The organism is Lederbergia sp. NSJ-179 (assembly GCF_022867885.1).
Taxonomy (GTDB): Bacteria; Bacillota; Bacilli; order Bacillales; family Bacillaceae_C; genus Lederbergia.
In genome coordinates, this window is record NZ_JALIFP010000002.1 from 17,265 (window position 1) to 34,560 (window position 17,296).

The window sequence follows — 17,296 nt, forward strand, 5'->3', positions numbered from 1 at the left end:
TGGAAGTATTTTAATTGGTTTTTTTGATAGAAAAGATCTGCCAATAGGTGATGTTTCTCCATATCCATTCCAAAGGTCCAAAGCGAAATTTTTTTAACCAGAGCTGACTAAGGAACAGCTGCAGGATAAAGATGGCAATGGATATAAAGAGACCGGCAAATGGATACACCTTTCCATATAGACCAAGTCCGTAATGATAAAATATCGTAGTGCCGATAATGGATTGAAAAATATAATTTGAAAAAGCCGTTCTCCCAACTGCAGCAAAGGGAAGAAAGAAGCGCTCCGTCTTTTTGGATTGTGTCATGCGGACCAAAGAAATCAGATAAAAGAGCATAAGCAAGGGAGCCCCAATTAATAAAAGTCCTTCTTGATCCCACACATGAAAAAGAATATTGCAGGGTAGGCCAATCACAAGACCGATGGACCAAAGGATCGATAACGTTTTTCGATGTTGCTGAGGATGATGCAATATTTTCGCTTTCGCAAAGGCTGCTCCTAGTAAAAATAGGCTGAAATAAGGAAGATTGGAAAAAATATAAAGGATCGGATTAAGCGAAAGCATCCCATTCATCGACATATACATAAAGCGATCATGGATTCTTTGTGTGGCGATTTCTTTAAACGTTCCATGTGCATAAATATCAAGCGCCTGTTTGGCTTCATCTGTCATCTCGGCATTATATTGGCTTTGCCATTCCTGCAACCCTTCCTGTGGAGGTGAAAAGGATGATAAAAGTAAAGGTAAACTAAACAAGCAGTAAAGGACAATCGCCCAAATAAATAGCGTTTTTGCTTTACGTTTTCGAAATAAAAATAACAAAAAGCCGAGCAGGGCATAATCCGTTAAAATATCGCCATCCCAAATGAAAAAGGCATGAATCGTGCCAAATAACAATAAGGCGAGTAGACGGCACATATATTTAAAACCAAATTTTTCTCCTTTTTGCAGGGAACGTTCAAACATGATCACCATACCAAAACCAAATAGAAAAGAAAACATCATGATAAATTTCATCTGCACAAATATATCAAGGAATGTGCGGGTCCCATGATCCAGCGGCCCCCAGGAGCTGGTGAAAAAATTCTTACTCGCTATCTGGCCTAAATATAAGTCAGGATAACTAAAATGGGCCATATTGACGAGTAGAATCCCGAAAATCGCGATCCCTCGTATCACATCAATATGGACAAGGCGTTCTTGCCCTAAAATTGGTTGGATCGTTTGTTTCAATATGATCTTCCTCCTTTATCCAAAATCATAAAGAAAAAAACGAGAGAGAAAAATGGATATAGGTGACAAATAGTAGAAACGATCTTACAAAATTGAAAGGTTTATCACTTGCATCATTGGAAATAATAGTCAATGATAGAGGTATACCTAGCTTAAGGAGGAATTATTTATGGCAGCGATTACGTTTAAAGGTACCCCGATGACATTGGTGGGGAATGAGGTCAAGGTTGGCGATCAAGCCCCAGATTTTACGGTGCTTGCCAATGATTTATCTGAGGTGAAACTCAGTGATTTTTCAGGACAAGTTCGCCTGATTAGCGTTGTTCCCTCTGTTGATACAGGTGTGTGTGCGGCACAAACGAAGCGTTTTAATGAAGAGTTAGCAAAACTTGATAATGTTCAAGTTCTAACCATTTCTGCGGATCTTCCATTCGCACAAGCACGTTGGGCGGCAGAAAATAATCTTGGTGGCGCTAAAATATACTCTGATCATCGTGACCTTTCTTTTGGAGAAGCATATGGCGTTGTGATGAAAGAATTGCGCCTTCTCGCTCGTAGCGTGTTTATTATTGATAGCAATGATAAAGTAGTTTACACGGAATATGTTAGCGAGGGGACCAACCATCCCGATTATGATTCTGCGTTGGAGGCGGCGAAAGCGGCGAAATAAAGATGGATGAAGCTCTGGGGAAACCCGGAGTTTTTTACTTAACAAATATATAGTCTCACTTCCTCGTCTTTTAGAAAAATACTCTTGGATAGTGCCTAAATATTCCCGCATAGGGAAAAAATACTCCCACATAAAAAAAGTAAAAAAAGAATCCCTTTTCATATGTTAAACATTTCACAAAAGTGTGAACTTCATTAAATTCGTACTTTTTCCTTGTTTCCAACCCTTGGGAAAGCTAAACTAGAGATAAAGAAAAGATCCATGTATACAATGGTGGTAGGATGCCAGACACTATTACGAGCGTAAGATAGGATTGCATGGATGGGAGGTTTTTATTATGTCTATGACTGCAACTGAAAAGCTATTTACCATCTTTGATCAATCATCAACCATTTTACAAGAAGAGTTGGCTTGTACCTATTTGGAGGCATTAGTTGAAACAGGGGATAACTTGTTTCAGGAGAAACTTCTGCAGGATAGCATAAGTGAAATTACTAAGAAAAGACTCCAAAAAGAATATGCAGAGGTGAATCTAGCTTCTTATTCATCTGAAGAGATTAGAAGAGCCTATCAATTGGCGATTTTAAAAGGGATGAAGGGAACGACTCAGACGAATCATCAAATGACACCTGACTCTATTGGTTTACTGATCGGTTATTTGACCCAAAAGTTTCTCGGCAATCAAGAACGTTTATCTATCTTGGATCCTGCTGTTGGAACAGGAAATTTGTTAGCTACGGTTGTCAATATGTATGAACAAGTCTCTGATGTACAATCCTTCGGGGTAGAAGTGGATGAAATTTTGATTCGATTAGCTTATATTGGAGCAAACTTACAAAGACAGCAAACGGAATTTTTTCATCAGGATGGTTTGGCCTCCCTTTTGATCGATCCTGTTGATCTTGTTATTTGTGATTTACCGGTAGGTTACTATCCAAATGATGCCCAAGCTGCACAATATGAATTGAATGCCACAGAAGGCCATGCCTATGCCCACCATTTATTCATAGAACAAGGATTGCGGCACACGAAGCCAGGAGGATATTTATTTTTTCTCATTCCAAATGGTTTATTTGAAACCGAAGAGGCGGAGAAATTACAGCGGTTTTTAAAAGATACAGCCTATATTCAGGCCGTTGTGCAATTACCATTTTCCATATTTAAAAACAATCAGGCAGCTAAAAGTATCTTTATTCTTCAAAAGAAAAGTCCTGAAATAAAAGCACCAAATGAAGTTTTATTGGCGTCCCTTCCTAGCCTGACCAAAAAAGAAGCCGTTGATAAAATTCTTTGGAAAATGGAAAAATGGTTTAAGGATAATAAAAATGAGTTTAAATAATGAAATACAAAATTGTATGAATGTACAAAAAGGATGTTGATGATTATGGCAAAGATTTTTGCGGTTAATGCGGGAAGTTCATCTTTGAAATTTCAACTTTTTAACATGCCGGAGGAAAAGGTCATCACAAAAGGGGTGATTGAGCGGGTTGGTTTAAAGGATTCTGTTTTTACGATCAGTATTGGAACAGATCGACATAAAGAAACAAAGGATATTCCGAATCATGAAGAAGCGGTTGCTTTATTATTGGATCGCCTTATCTCCCTGGGCGTGATTGAATCACTAAGCGAAATAGATGGAGTTGGACACAGAGTTGTCCATGGGGGAGAAATATTTAATGATTCAGCTTTAATCGATCAGAAAACATTAGAAAGTATTGAAAGTTTATCCGAACTAGCCCCACTTCATAATCCGGCAAATGCAACGGGAATCAGGGAATTTCAAAAGGCACTTCCTCATGTCCCTCATGTCGCTGTATTTGATACAGCCTTTCATCAAACTATGCCTGAAAATTCCTTTCTCTACAGCCTTCCTTATGATTATTATAAGGAATATGGCATTCGCAAATATGGTTTTCATGGTACATCCCATAAGTATGTTTCCGAGAGGGCTGCTGAATTATTAGAACGTCCCCTTAGTCAGCTACGTCTCATTTCTTGTCATCTTGGAAATGGTGCAAGCATCGCAGCGATTAAAGGTGGGAAGTCATTGGATACATCCATGGGCTTCACCCCCCTTGCAGGTGTCACGATGGGAACGCGATCCGGAAATATTGACCCGGCTCTTATTCCTTATGTTATGGAAAAAACGGGAAAAACAGCCGATGAAGTGATTGATGTACTGAACAAAAAATCTGGAATGTTAGGCTTATCCGGATTTTCAAGTGATTTACGAGATATTGAAATGAAAGCGAACAGTGGAAATCATCGGGCGGAATTGGCTTTAGATATCTTTGCCTACCGTATCCATAAATATCTAGGCTCCTATGCCGCACGTATGTCTGGACTTGATGCGATTATTTTTACAGCGGGGATTGGAGAAAATAGTCCTACCATACGCGCAAAAGTATTGAATGGATTAGAATTTATGGGAGTCTATTGGGATCCAGAATTAAATAATGTTAGAGGACAAGAATTATTTGTTAATTATCCACACTCTCCTGTAAAAGTTATGGTCATACCAACAAATGAAGAAATTATGATTGCAAGGGATGTTATCCGGCTTTCAAATACGATAAAAAATTGAGGTGTTTTGGATGAACTTGAGCAAAAGAGAGGAGCATCTATGGGAAGAACTTCATGAATGGCGTCAAGCCTTTTTTGAGTATGAATCAACGGATCTAGAAAATACTTATGATCAATGGTTGGATAAGGCCTTTTCCCTTCTGCCTGAAAATGTACAAGATCAATTTTTGTTAAAGATAGATGATTGGCTTTTTCAATTAAATTCACTCCTTCGTGGAACAAAGCTTCAAAAGGAAGCGGCGGAAAGTATTTTAGGAGTTGCAAAATCGATGGATGAACAGGTTCAATCCATATCCGATATGAGAAATATGCCAGTAGATCAACTCACCTTTTTAGCCGAACAACAGGCAAGTAAACATCGCTTATATTCCTTATTTCAGGGCGGGATGACAGGTTCAGGGCAAACACTAGCCATTTCTAGTGACTTTGTGGCTATGCTCGTGATTAACTTGCGTGCAGTCCAGCTTATAGCTATGTCTTTTGGCTATGAGGTCCAGTCACCGAAAGGTTTATTAGAAACCTTGAAGGTCTATCATGTTGCCACAATGCCAGAGCGGATGAAAATGTTTGGCTGGGAAGATTTAATGGAAGACCTTCAAAAGAATGATCAGCAATTTTACTATGACACTCCAGCTCGTATTACAGAACTGATTTGGATAGATGAACCTTTAAAGCAGCTCATAAAAACAGCAATTATCTTACTGTTTTCTAAACGGAAAATATCTGGTATCCCGATTTTTTCTGTTATGATCGGGGCTGGCGTGAATTATCAGACGACAAGGAAAGTCACCCGTTTTGCTTTAAAATATTATCAGTACAAGCATTTATACGAGAAAAGCGGCGGCATCGTATGAGTGTGGACGAACACCGAAAAGAGGCCCCTGCTTCCATTTCATGTGCTGTGATCACTGTGAGTGATACCGAACCACTGATTCAGATAAGAGTGGTAAGCTAGTAATGGAACTGTTGAAGGGAGCAGGACATCAGACTGCCTTTTATAAAATTGTAAAAGATCAGCCACTAGAAATTAGGGCGGTAGTAGAGGAGGCTTGTCAAGAGGAAGATTTGGCTGTGATTTTAATAACCGGCGGCACGGGTATAGCCAAACGCGATATCACGATTGAAACAGTCAGACCACTATACGAAAAAGAAATGCTCGGTTTTGGGGAATTGTTTCGTATGCTTAGCTACACAGAGGATATTGGCTCTGCCGCCATGATGTCGAGGGCCTCTGCCGGCATTTACCGAAATCGCGTTATATTCATGATGCCAGGCTCGTCCGGAGCAGTATCCTTAGCCATGAACAAATTAATTTTAAAAGAACTGGGACATATCATAAGAGAATTGAATAAATGAAATGCACGTCTAGATGGGGAACTCGTCTAGACGTTTTTAGTTTTTCCGGAGATATTGGGACTGTTTTTTTATACATTTTCATGAATAAGTATTGAAATTCATTTGCGCATATGATAATATCCATATATAAAATGATTAAAAATAAGTTTTTATGCATAAGTATACAACCTATCAGGAGGGTTTTTGATGAAAAAGAAAGTCGTTATGGCTTACTCGGGCGGTTTAGATACCTCTGTTGCGATAAAATGGTTTTTGGATCAAGATTATGATGTGATCGCATGTTGTTTGGACATTGGTGAAGGAAAGGATTTAGCCTTTATCCAATCCAAGGCATTAGATATGGGGGCTTCTAAAAGTATTGTCATTGATGCAAAAGAAGAATTTGCCAATGAATATGCATTATTAGCTCTTCAAGCCCACACGATGTATGAACAAAAATATCCACTTGTCTCTGCCTTATCAAGACCTTTAATAGCGAAGAAACTTGTCGAAGTCGCAGAACAAGAACAAGCAGATGCCGTTGCCCATGGATGTACAGGGAAAGGAAATGATCAAGTCCGTTTTGAGGTTTCGATTAAAGCTTTAAATCCCAATCTTGAAGTATTGGCCCCTGTACGGGACTGGAGCTGGTCTCGTGAAGAGGAAATTGAATATGCGAAAGAAAAAGGCGTGCCGATTCCGATTGACCTAGATAGTCCCTTTTCCATTGATCAAAATTTATGGGGAAGAAGTAATGAATGTGGTGTTTTGGAAGATCCTTGGGCAGCCCCTCCAGAAAATGCCTATGATTTAACCGCAGCATTAGAGGATACGCCAGATCAACCAGATGTGATCGAAATTGAATTTGTCCATGGTGTTCCAGTTTCCTTGGATGGAAAAAAATATCCATTAAGTGACCTGATTTTAACCCTAAATAAATTGGCTGGTAAGCATGGGGTTGGTCGAATTGATCATGTGGAAAATAGATTAGTAGGCATTAAATCCCGTGAGATTTATGAATGTCCTGGTGCAGTTACGCTTTTAACGGCCCATAAAGAGTTGGAAGATCTGACGCTTGTGAAGGAATTGGCGCATTTTAAACCAAATATCGAGAAGAAATTAACAGAAATGATTTATGAAGGTTTATGGTTCTCCCCATTAAAGCCGGCCTTAGAGGCATTCCTGAAAGAATCACAAAAATTTGTCAATGGTACTGCAAGAGTGAAGCTATTTAAAGGCCATGCGATTGTGGAAGGACGTAAATCCGCAAATTCCTTGTATAATGAAAAATTAGCAACCTATACAGCCGAGGATGAATTTGATCAATCAGCGTCTGTTGGCTTTATCAAACTATGGGGACTCCCAACAGAAGTTCACAGCATGATTCATAATAAGAATAAGGTGAAAGCATGAAGAAAGCATGGGGTGGACGTTTTTCAAAATCTCCTGAACAATGGATCGAGGAGTTCGGTGCCTCGATCTCATTTGATCAGGAGCTTGTTTTTGAGGATATAGAAGGAAGTATTGCGCATGTGAAAATGCTGGGAAAAATGGGGATTATACCCTCTGAAGACAGTGAGAAAATCGTTCATGGTCTTTTGAACCTAAAAGAAAAAGCACTTGCAGGGGAACTAGAGTATTCGGTTTCTGAGGAAGACATCCATCTTAATCTTGAAAAAATGCTCACGGAGGAAATTGGACCGGTTGGAGGAAAGTTACATACCGGCAGGAGTCGAAATGATCAAGTTGCGACAGATATGCATTTGTATTTAAAAAAACAAGTGTTAGTGACTATGGAGCATATTAAGGAATTGCAAGCGGCTCTTGTCGAACAAGCTGAAAAAAATGTAGAAACTGTCTTTCCAGGTTATACACATTTGCAGCGGGCACAGCCTGTATCTTTCGCTCATCATTTACTTGCCTATTTCTGGATGCTGGAACGTGATTATGAACGATTCCAGGAGAGTTTGAAACGGATTGATATTTCACCACTTGGAGCGAGTGCTTTAGCAGGGACTACCTTTCCGATTGATCGCCATTTCACGGCTGAACAACTCGGGTTTTCATCTGTATACGAAAATAGTATGGATGCTGTCAGTGACAGGGATTTTGTTGTGGAGTTTTTAAGTAATTCCTCTTTAACCATTACCCATCTATCCCGTTTGGCGGAAGAGTTTATTCTCTGGTCGAGTAAAGAATTTGACTTTATTGAATTGGATGATACGTATGCGACGGGTAGTAGTATCATGCCGCAAAAGAAAAATCCCGATATGGCAGAACTTATTCGTGGGAAATCGGGAAGAGTCATCGGTTATTTAATGGGCATGTTGACAACTATAAAGGGATTGCCGCTAACCTATAATAAAGATATGCAAGAAGACAAAGAGGGCATGTTCGATACCGTTCATACAATGATTGGTTCTTTGAAAATCTTTGCGGGAATGGTGCGAACGATGACAGTGAAATCGGATGTAATGGAAACTTCTGTCCATCAGGATTTCTCTAATGCGACCGAACTTGCCGATTATTTAGCTGCGAAAGGAATCCCTTTCCGTGAAGCCCATGAGATTGTGGGGAAATTAGTTTTGAACTGTATTCAAAAGGGATGCTATTTATTAGATTTGTCCTTGGAAGAATTGCAAGCATCCTGTGCAAAAATTGAGGAAGATATTTTTACGATCCTCTCTCCTCGAGAAGCTGTCAAACGAAGAAATTCATATGGTGGAACAGGCTTCACCCAAGTGAGGCAACAACTGAAAAATGCGCAGGCGAAATTAAAGAATAGGCTGGGACAAAACTAAAACGTCCGACTCTAAAGACTAACAATGCCCTACCTTAGCGGAGGAAATATACGTAGACTCCTGTGGGAGGAAAGGCATCGGTGAGACCCCGCAGTGCGTCAGCACGAGGAGGCTCACCAGCCGCCCACGGAAAGCGAAGTATATTTCCGCAGCAGATGATATCCACCAACCATAGTTTCTAGTTGTTCGGATTTTTCTTTTGATAGAAACACTTTTGTCCCAACCTCTTTTTTCTAAAATCTATACATTCAATACTAGAACATTTGCATCTAAATTTCTTCTTCCTCGACTTCCGAACGAACGACTAATACATCACATTTGGCAGAACGAGTGATATGTTCAGAAACACTCCCGATTAGCAGGCGCTCGACTGCATTCAGTCCTGTTGCTCCGCAAATAATTAAGTCGGCATTGATTTCTTTGGCTACTTTTCTGGGAATAACTGTTTTGGGAGATCCATATTCGATGATGGCATTTATATTTTCTACACCAAGTTTCGTTGCTTCTTTTCTATAACCTGCTAGCAGATCCTCGGCATATTTCCCCGCCCGATTCGCCATCGTTCCATCATAAGCATCAATGGCCACATAAGCTCTTGTATCAACCACATGAACGAGGATCAGAGTTGCCTGATTTCGTTTGGCAATCTGTACGGCTTTTTTAAAGGCATATTCCGCTGATTTTGAACCATCTACTGCAACAAGGATATTGGAATATTTAAGAGTCATCATCACAGCCTCCTTTTCTTTATTTTAACATTATTTCACTCGTATATCTTCTATTTCCCCAACAAATAATAGGAAAAACCTTTAAGGAGGATGTTCACAAAGTCCGGTAAAAATGACACTGCGAATTTCTTCGTTGGCTTGTTTCTCCGCTGCTCATGTATTTAAAAGCATACATTCCGCTGCTCGAAACTGCGCCGCCTCGAACTTCTTGGTCCTTTTTATCCTCCTTTTTGAACACGCACTTAAACGGAGCACTACGAGGATTGAAGATAAATAATTGGCCGAGTAGTGGACCAGGTACTTGGTTTATTTTTATATCTTTTTCGTTAAAAAATAGCTGTCAATCGAGGTTCATAATGATATGATAAAATATGTGAACTTCGATCGAACGGGAGGCTTTATGATGAGAATTGGAATACCAAAAGAATTGATTAATAATGAAAATCGTGTTGCCATGACCCCGGCTGGTGTTGTGACACTTTCTTCAGCCGGACATGAAGTACATATTGAAACGGGCGCAGGAGAAGGATCTGGATTCACGGATCAAGCCTATTCAGAGGTTGGTGCTCATATCGTGGGCACAGCAGAAGAGGCTTGGGCTCAGGAACTAGTTATGAAAGTGAAAGCACCGATTGAAGAAGAATTTCGCTTTTTACGTGAAGACTTAATTTTGTTTACCTATTTGCATTTAGCGAATGAGAAAGCTTTAACAGATAAGATGGTGGAGAATAAAACGACATCCATTGCTTATGAGACTGTACAACTTCCAAATCGAACTTTACCTCTTTTGACTCCTATGAGTGAGGTAGCCGGTAGAATGTCTGTCCAAATTGGCGCTCAATTTTTAGAAAAAAATTATGGCGGGCAAGGAATTCTTCTATCAGGTGTACCGGGTGTCAAGCGGGGGAAAGTAACGATCGTTGGGGGTGGTATTGTAGGGACGAATGCGGCTAAAATTGCGGTTGGATTTGGCGCTGAAGTAACAGTTATTGACTTAAATGCCAACCGGCTGCGTGAATTAGAAGACATTTTTGGAAGACAAGTGACGACATTGGTTTCGAATCCGTTTAATATTGCAGAAGCTGTGAAGGACTCAGATCTTGTTGTGGGAGCTGTGTTGATCCCAGGAGCCAAAGCACCGAAACTTGTCACAGAAGAAATGATCAAAACGATGAAACCTGGATCTGTCGTGATTGATATTGCGATTGATCAGGGTGGAATTTTTGAAACGAGTGATCGTGTGACCACACATGATGACCCAACATACGAAAAACATGGGGTTGTCCACTATGCGGTTGCCAATATGCCAGGGGCTGTTCCACGCACATCGACGATTGCCTTAACGAATGCGACCATTCCATACGCCTTGCAAATTGCGAATAAAGGCTTCGAACGGGCTTGCAAGGAAAACGAAGCATTAATGCAAGGCTTAAACACTTTAAAAGGCCATATCACCCATCAAGGGGTAGCTGATGCCTTTCAATATGCCTATCAAGATGCGAGAAGTTTATTGAAATAAGGGTCAATATGTTTTCCTGCTATGCGAGAGTATTTTTCGTTATTCGGGAGTATTTTGCCGTATCCCCCAAACCAAAATAGATTTGGTTTGGGGGATACCTATTTTTAAACAATTTGCAATGATTTTGGATATTTCGTTAGTACCTCGACACCGTTTTCCGTAACGAAGACATCATCTTCAATGCGCACACCTGCTACATCAGGGACATAAATACCAGGCTCAATGGTAAACACCATTCCGGCTGCCATGTTAAGCGGATTAGTCGCTGTAATAGAAGGATATTCATGAATACTAATCCCAAGTCCATGTCCAAGTCGATGGGGGAAAAATTCGCCATATCCAGCATTCTGAATATGGGTGCGGGCAATACGGTCTAGATCCTTTGCGAGTACCCCAGGTTTAACAGCGTTAACGGCCGCTTCTTGAGCGCTTAGAACCGTCTCGTAAATTTTTTGCTGTTCAGAGGAAATATCCCCGAAAGCAACCGTTCTTGTAATATCCGAACAGTATCCTTCATAAATCACTCCTAAATCGAAAAGCACAAAATCGCCTTTTTTGATTCTGCTTATACCAGGTGTACCGTGGGGAGAGGCGGCATTAACTCCGGTTAAAACCATTGTATCAAAAGACATTCCCGAAACACCCTTTTTCTTTACCTCATACTCAATCGTCGCGATTAGATCAAGTTCTGTTTTTCCTTCTGCGATTTCACTTACACCAACCTCAACAGCAAAATCAGCTAATTCACATGCTTTGCGGATGCTGGCCATTTCTTCAGCAGTTTTGAGCATTCTAAGCTCATTCAAAATGGGCTCCGCATCTTGTAAAATGATCCCGGGAAAACGGGTAATTAACTCTTCATATCGTTGAACATTTAAATGGTTTTTTTCAATGGCCCCTTGTTGGATATCTGGGATTCTTGCCTTTATCCGCTGTTCCATGAAATCCCATGGTTGATCCGTATCTTGATAACCAATGATTTCATATTCCCAGCCCGAATTTCGAGCATCTGCTTTCTCCATTGCAGGGCAAATTATAAAGGGTTCCTTTTCTTGAAAAGCAACTAAAGCCAATAAGCGTTCATGAGGTTCACTGCGAAATCCAGTCAAATAAAAAATATTGTCTGGAGAGGTAATAAGGGCAGCTTCAATATTTTCTTTGGTTAACCATGCGGAAAGCTTTGTTAAACGATTACTCAACTTATTCATCTCCTAAAAACTATTCTCTAAGAATCGTATCAGTTTTATAGAAATAAGAAAAGAATCAAGCAGGGAATTCGTCAAAAATCTCGAAGTAATATAGAGGAGATAGAATTTTTAATGAAGAGGAGTGGTGCGGCATGAAGGTCTCTTATCATGGTCATTCCATTATCAAAATCGAAACAAATGGAAAAACGATCCTTTTTGATCCTTTTATTACGGGAAATGAGTTAACAGATCTAAAGGTTGAAAACGAGCATCCGGATGTGATTATTTTAACACATGGACATGGTGATCATGTCGGGGATACGGAAACGATTGCGAAACAAGGCCAATCCTTGGTCATTGCACCAAATGAACTAGCTGTTTATCTTGGATGGAAAGGATTCAATACACATGGAATGAATATTGGTGGTGGTTATGAATTTGATTTTGGTCATGTGAAGTATACACAGGCCTTCCATAGCTCCGCGATTACGACAGACGATCAGCAAATTATTTACATGGGGATGCCCGCGGGCGTTTTATTTTCAGCCGAAGGAAAAACGATTTACCATGCGGGGGACACCGCTTTATTTTCCGATATGAAGCTAATTGGGGAACGTCATTCAATTGATCTTGCCTTCTTACCGATTGGCGATAATTTTACAATGGGGCCTGAAGACGCTGCTTTAGCAGCAAGGTACATCAATGCCAAAATGGTCGTCCCTGTTCATTATGATACTTTCCCTCCTATTCGGCAAAATCCACAAACCTTTATTGATTTATTAGATGAGGACATAAAGGGAAAGGTGATGCGACCAGGTGATTTTATAGAAGTATAAGTGCGTGTTCAAAAGGGAGGATAAAAAGGACCAAGAAGTTCGAGGCGGCGTAGCTTTGAGCAGCGGAACGTATGCAGTTAATACGTGAGCAGCGGAAAAGCAAGCCAACGAAGAAATTCGCAGTGTCATTTTTACCGGACTTTTTGAACATCCTATATAAAGTGAAACTTTCCAAAGATAGGTTTTTTGTTCACCCCTCCTTGCATACAATAACAAAAAGGTGTAAAGGAGGGATTTTTTTGAGAAGAAACCGCTATTTACTGTGTTTATTGCTTTGTGTGGCCATGCTTTATTTTGCACTTCCAAACCTATCACCAACAGAACCTGGAGCGGCTGGAGTGTTTGCCATTGCTTGGCTTATTTTTGCTTTCCTTGTTTTGGCTGGAAATTTAACGGCGCTTCTATTTAATCACAATTATGGCAACACCCCATCAAAGGAACAGGGAAGGAACCTCAAAAAAGGGAGAATTCGTGCCCGATCATGACAGAAAATTGTCGATTGATACTTTACCCGTTATAATGAGACATAGAGAAAACGGGTATAGAAAAGGGTGAAGAATTTGGCGACCAAACATGAACAAATTATTCGCCATATTGATGGACTCCCTGTCGGGGAAAAAATATCAGTTCGGCAAATCGCAAAGGAACTGAAAGTCAGTGAAGGGACAGCCTACCGTGCGATTAAAGATGCAGAGAACAAAGGATATGTAAGTACCATCGAAAGAGTGGGTACGATCCGAATAGAACGGAAGAAAAAGGAAAATATAGAAAAGCTAACCTATGTAGAGGTTGTGAATATTATTGATGGACAAGTGCTTGGGGGAAAAGCGGGTCTATATAAAACGTTAACGAAATTTGTGATCGGTGCAATGGAATTGGAAGCTATTAAGAGATATACAGGACCAGGGAATCTGCTTATTGTGGGAAACAGGACTGAGGTTCATGAATTCGCTTTGCGAGCCGGAGCCGCCGTTTTAATTACAGGCGGCTTTGATACGAGTGAAGAAGTGAAACAATTGGCCGATGAACTTAAACTCCCGATCCTGTCTACGAGCTATGATACATTCACGGTCGCTACGATGATTAATCGAGCCATTTATGATCAATTGATCAAAAAAGAAATCATCTTAGTCGATGATATTTTAACACCTGCTGAACAGTCAGCTAGTATGAATATAAAAGCTACTGTTGCAGATTGGTATGCGAAAAAGAGGGAAACCAATCATAGTCGTTTTCCAGTCCTTGATTCCATGAATCGTGTCGTAGGGATTGTGACTGGAAAAGATGTTATTGGGCAGAATGAGTCTTTGATTATTGATAAAATTATGACACGCAACCCATTGACAGTTGGAAGGAACGTTAGTGTTGCTTCTGTTGCGCATATGATGATTTGGGAAGGAATTGAAGTATTACCTGTAGTGGACGAGCAAAAGCGATTTGCCGGAATTATTAGTAGACAAGATGTATTAAAAGCTCTACAAATGATACAACGGCAGCCACATATAGGGGAAACGATCGATGATACGATCGCAAAACAGCTTTCCGCAGGAGAATATACAGAAAAAGGCTCTTTTGATTTTGAGGTGACTCCACAAATGACCAATCAATTGGGAACCATCTCCTATGGGGTGTTTACCTCAATCGTGACGGAGGCAGCTGCAAGAATTTTTAGACAGCAAAAAAAAGGAGAGCTTGCTGTTGAGAATTTGACTATTTATTATTTAAAACCAGCACAAATGGAAAGTGTACTGCGGATCGAACCAAAACTCCTTGAGGTAGGTCGGAAATTTGGAAAAGTAGATGTTGAGGTATTTAATAGAGATGAGCTAATTGGTAAGGCACTTATGATGTGTAAACTAATAGAAAAATAGGGCCTACAGGATGTAGGTCAGAACGGCGTGGCGACTGTTGTCGCGCCTTTAGCCGTTCATCCTACCAAGGCGCTTTCGCTTTTCTCCTTAAGTTTGCTTTGACATTTCCTCTGCTTCTCTTACGGCATAGGGAATATGATAGCGATACGATTTAAATCCAGCCCAGGCACTTGCGATACCGAGAATAATAAAAATGGTTCCAATCACATAGGTTAGAGGGGTTTGAAATAAAAAGAGTTGATTGATACCAAAAAAGGCAATAAAACTCCCTAAAGCTAAGCTGGATTTTCCATTTAGCAGCTTTCTTTCCATTGGCAAGCGGCTGCGTACATATTTTATTTTATAAAAGACATAAAAAGAGAAAGAGAAAACGATGAAAAAGATTAAAACCGGCATAGATGATCCTCCGTTTCCATTTAAAGGGCGAGTTCAAAAAGTGTCATTTTTACCGAACTTTTTGAACATCCTCTTAAAACGATACTATCCTTATTGTAACGCAAATGCGAAAGAACACAATTGAAAAATATTTGAACTAGGAAAGAGGTTTAGTCGATGAAGCAACAAATACTGGATACGATGAAGCAATATGAAATCATTATAATCCATAGACATGTTCGTCCAGATCCTGATGCTTATGGTTCGCAGGGAGGACTTGCGGAAATTCTTAAAGCTTCGTTTCCTGAAAAGAGAGTATTTGTAACTGGAAAACGCGAACCTGAATTGGATTATTTATTCACACCAGATGAAATAACGAGTGAAACATATACGGGGGCACTAGTGATAGTCTGTGATACGGCGAATCAAGAAAGAATTTGTGATAATCGCTACTCTTTTGGGAAAAAATTAATTAAAATTGACCATCATCCGAATGAAGATCCATATGGTGACCTCTATTGGGTAGATACGACGGCTTCTTCCACAAGTGAGATGGTCTATGAGTTGTATCAATTTGGAAAAGAACAAGGCTTACAAATGACGGATGAAGCAGCAAGATTGATTTTTGCGGGTATCGTCGGGGATACAGGCCGTTTTCAATTTCCAAGTACAACGAAACGTACGTTTCAATATGCTAGTGAGTTAATCGAGTATGATTTTGATCGCACTACTCTTTTTAATCATATGTATGAGCTGGAACCGAAAATGATCAAGCTCCAAGGCTATGTGTTTGAACATTATCAGATGAATAGGGATGGGGCGGCTACAGTTGAATTAAAACAGTCCACCCTTGCTGATTTTCATGTTACTCCTTCTGAAGCTTCCATTCTTGTCGGTTCCTTAGGAAATATCAAGGGAATAAAAGCTTGGTGTTTCTTTATTGAAGAGGAAGAGGAAATTCGTGTCCGTTTGCGTTCAAAAAGTCCAGTTATTAATACAATTGCCATGAAATATGGTGGGGGTGGACATCCTCTAGCGGCTGGTGCATCTGTTTCTTCATGGGAGGAAGCAGAGCGGGTGAAAAAAGAGATTCAACAAGTTTGTCAATCAGAATAGTATTCTCACTCCCCTAAAGTAAAAAAATCAGTGGGTTGGCGGCCTAAAAAGGAGTCTATATTTTACGCTATCCTCCAATTAATCCGCCAACCTTAATTCCGCTTCAATGTGGATCGTTGTATAATAATGGATTTCTCGAATGACGAATTCGTATTTTTTTCCATTAATCTTTACTACTTTATTTTCAATTGTTTTTTCAATCATCTCTTTATTTTTATATACCGTGGCTAAATCTTTGGCAAGTAAAGGTCTTAAGTCTTCTTGGATGGCTTCCTCAATGGTGTAAATGCTTTGGCTATCCGTAATATCATATTTTTCATAGTTGGTCAGTTCTACCTTTATTTTTTGAATCGTTAGCATTTCTTCATTCTTCTCATTCAATTCTTTATAATCGTCTTGCCATATCTTGATATCACTTTGAAGCTCGTGAATTTTATTTGCTTGCTCTTTTATGATCACACTATTTCTTTCCTGCATCACACCAAACATGAAAAGAAAAATCACCCAGCTTATACAACCACCAACAGCCATCCCGGCAAAAAGACGTTGCCAGTTGCTATTTCGATATAAAGGAGGGATCCTCATGTGATATGCTCCTGTGTTAACCAAGCGATAATAAGGGAAGCCGATTTTGCTCCGCCCATTGCGGAAATAATGAGTAAAAATTGTTTGAATAAATCTTTCGTTCCTCCATCTAGGAATCCTTTTTCAAAACTATAAACGGTATCGAATGTACCTCCAATCGCTGCTATGATTGCCCAAATTCTAATCTGGTTAGAAATATTCTGAATCTGTGTAAGCAAAGGTTCTCCCGTAACAAAGGCTGCCATACCCCCAATTAAAGACCCGCCGAGGACCACACCAAAGGCGATAAAATAACTATTAAAAAATGCAGGAAAAAAGGCTTCATTCACGCTAACATCCCCCAATTCATCATCCTTATTTAAATATATGGGACAAACGTTAGATGTATGAGAAGACAAGGATAAAAATCCTTCTATCTAGCAGAATCATTTCATTTTCGGTCATACTAGTTCATAA

Annotated in this window: 17 protein-coding genes and 1 pseudogene; 12 read left to right on the forward strand and 6 right to left on the reverse strand. The window is 39.9% G+C overall.

Features of this window, described 5'->3' with window-relative positions:
* Nucleotides 1-10 precede the first annotated feature (10 nt).
* On the reverse strand, nt 11-1,234 hold the full coding sequence (locus tag MUB24_RS02120) for a DUF418 domain-containing protein (RefSeq protein WP_280516839.1): 1,224 nt from the start codon (nt 1,232-1,234) through the stop codon (nt 11-13).
* 169 nt (nt 1,235-1,403) lie between these two features.
* Here MUB24_RS02120 and tpx point away from each other — a divergent pair, with 169 nt between their 5' ends.
* The 7 genes and pseudogenes from tpx to argH all read left to right on the forward strand — a co-directional run bounded on the left by tpx (nt 1,404) and on the right by argH (nt 8,623).
* The gene (gene tpx, locus MUB24_RS02125) at nt 1,404-1,904 is read left to right on the forward strand and encodes a thiol peroxidase (protein ID WP_244700612.1); all 501 of its coding nucleotides are present in this window, start codon (nt 1,404-1,406) and stop codon (nt 1,902-1,904) included.
* A 337-nt stretch (nt 1,905-2,241) separates the two neighbouring features.
* Nucleotides 2,242-3,243 (forward strand): class I SAM-dependent methyltransferase, encoded by a 1,002-nt coding sequence (locus MUB24_RS02130; RefSeq protein ID WP_244700614.1) that lies wholly within the window; start codon nt 2,242-2,244, stop codon nt 3,241-3,243.
* A gap of 45 nt (nt 3,244-3,288) precedes the next feature.
* On the forward strand, nt 3,289-4,488 hold the full coding sequence (locus MUB24_RS02135) for an acetate kinase (RefSeq protein ID WP_244700617.1): 1,200 nt from the start codon (nt 3,289-3,291) through the stop codon (nt 4,486-4,488).
* 10 nt (nt 4,489-4,498) lie between these two features.
* Entirely contained in the window at nt 4,499-5,341 is an 843-nt protein-coding gene (locus MUB24_RS02140; RefSeq protein WP_244700621.1) for an EcsC family protein, read from the forward strand.
* Nucleotides 5,338-5,843, forward strand: a pseudogene (locus tag MUB24_RS02145) (MogA/MoaB family molybdenum cofactor biosynthesis protein). The gene MUB24_RS02140 and the pseudogene MUB24_RS02145 overlap by 4 nt, the downstream one beginning before the upstream one ends.
* Nucleotides 5,844-6,029: 186 nt before the next feature.
* Nucleotides 6,030-7,235 (forward strand): argininosuccinate synthase, encoded by a 1,206-nt coding sequence (locus MUB24_RS02150; protein WP_280516840.1) that lies wholly within the window; start codon nt 6,030-6,032, stop codon nt 7,233-7,235.
* The gene (argH, locus tag MUB24_RS02155; protein ID WP_244700628.1) at nt 7,232-8,623 is read left to right on the forward strand and encodes an argininosuccinate lyase; all 1,392 of its coding nucleotides are present in this window, start codon (nt 7,232-7,234) and stop codon (nt 8,621-8,623) included. The genes MUB24_RS02150 and argH overlap by 4 nt, the downstream gene beginning before the upstream one ends.
* Nucleotides 8,624-8,892: 269 nt before the next feature.
* Here argH and MUB24_RS02160 read toward each other — a convergent pair whose 3' ends face one another.
* Nucleotides 8,893-9,351 carry a universal stress protein gene (locus tag MUB24_RS02160; RefSeq protein WP_244700631.1) on the reverse strand — a complete coding sequence of 153 codons (459 nt, stop codon included), beginning with the start codon at nt 9,349-9,351 and terminating at the stop codon, nt 8,893-8,895.
* A gap of 403 nt (nt 9,352-9,754) precedes the next feature.
* Between MUB24_RS02160 and ald the strand changes: the two genes are divergently transcribed.
* On the forward strand, nt 9,755-10,870 hold the full coding sequence (gene ald / locus MUB24_RS02165) for an alanine dehydrogenase (RefSeq protein WP_244700634.1): 1,116 nt from the start codon (nt 9,755-9,757) through the stop codon (nt 10,868-10,870).
* A gap of 104 nt (nt 10,871-10,974) precedes the next feature.
* Here the strand turns inward: ald and MUB24_RS02170 are convergent, their stop codons facing one another.
* Complete coding sequence (locus tag MUB24_RS02170; RefSeq protein ID WP_244700638.1) at nt 10,975-12,069, reverse strand: M24 family metallopeptidase; 1,095 nt, start codon at nt 12,067-12,069, stop codon at nt 10,975-10,977.
* A gap of 140 nt (nt 12,070-12,209) precedes the next feature.
* On the opposite strand from MUB24_RS02170, the gene MUB24_RS02175 reads away from it, so the two are divergent.
* The 3 genes from MUB24_RS02175 (at nt 12,210) to MUB24_RS02185 (ending at nt 14,764) form a co-directional block, all read left to right on the forward strand.
* Complete coding sequence (locus MUB24_RS02175) at nt 12,210-12,893, forward strand: metal-dependent hydrolase (RefSeq protein WP_244700641.1); 684 nt, start codon at nt 12,210-12,212, stop codon at nt 12,891-12,893.
* A 239-nt stretch (nt 12,894-13,132) separates the two neighbouring features.
* Nucleotides 13,133-13,378: a hypothetical protein gene (locus MUB24_RS02180; protein WP_244700644.1), complete on the forward strand. Its 246-nt coding sequence runs from the start codon at nt 13,133-13,135 to the stop codon at nt 13,376-13,378.
* 75 nt (nt 13,379-13,453) lie between these two features.
* A complete protein-coding gene (locus tag MUB24_RS02185) occupies nt 13,454-14,764 on the forward strand; it encodes a DRTGG domain-containing protein (RefSeq protein ID WP_244700646.1) in 1,311 nt (436 codons plus the stop codon).
* Between the two features lie 87 nt (nt 14,765-14,851).
* On the opposite strand, the gene MUB24_RS02190 is transcribed toward MUB24_RS02185, so the two are convergent.
* The gene (locus tag MUB24_RS02190; protein WP_244700648.1) at nt 14,852-15,160 is read right to left on the reverse strand and encodes a YtpI family protein; all 309 of its coding nucleotides are present in this window, start codon (nt 15,158-15,160) and stop codon (nt 14,852-14,854) included.
* A 156-nt stretch (nt 15,161-15,316) separates the two neighbouring features.
* Here MUB24_RS02190 and MUB24_RS02195 point away from each other — a divergent pair, with 156 nt between their 5' ends.
* Nucleotides 15,317-16,255 carry a DHH family phosphoesterase gene (locus MUB24_RS02195; RefSeq protein WP_244700650.1) on the forward strand — a complete coding sequence of 313 codons (939 nt, stop codon included), beginning with the start codon at nt 15,317-15,319 and terminating at the stop codon, nt 16,253-16,255.
* A 78-nt stretch (nt 16,256-16,333) separates the two neighbouring features.
* On the opposite strand, the gene ytrI is transcribed toward MUB24_RS02195, so the two are convergent.
* Nucleotides 16,334-16,840 (reverse strand): sporulation membrane protein YtrI, encoded by a 507-nt coding sequence (ytrI, locus tag MUB24_RS02200; protein WP_244700652.1) that lies wholly within the window; start codon nt 16,838-16,840, stop codon nt 16,334-16,336.
* On the reverse strand, nt 16,837-17,169 hold the full coding sequence (gene ytrH, locus MUB24_RS02205; RefSeq protein WP_244700654.1) for a sporulation membrane protein YtrH: 333 nt from the start codon (nt 17,167-17,169) through the stop codon (nt 16,837-16,839). Before ytrH ends, ytrI begins: the two co-directional genes overlap by 4 nt.
* Between the last annotated feature and the right edge of the window lie 127 nt (nt 17,170-17,296).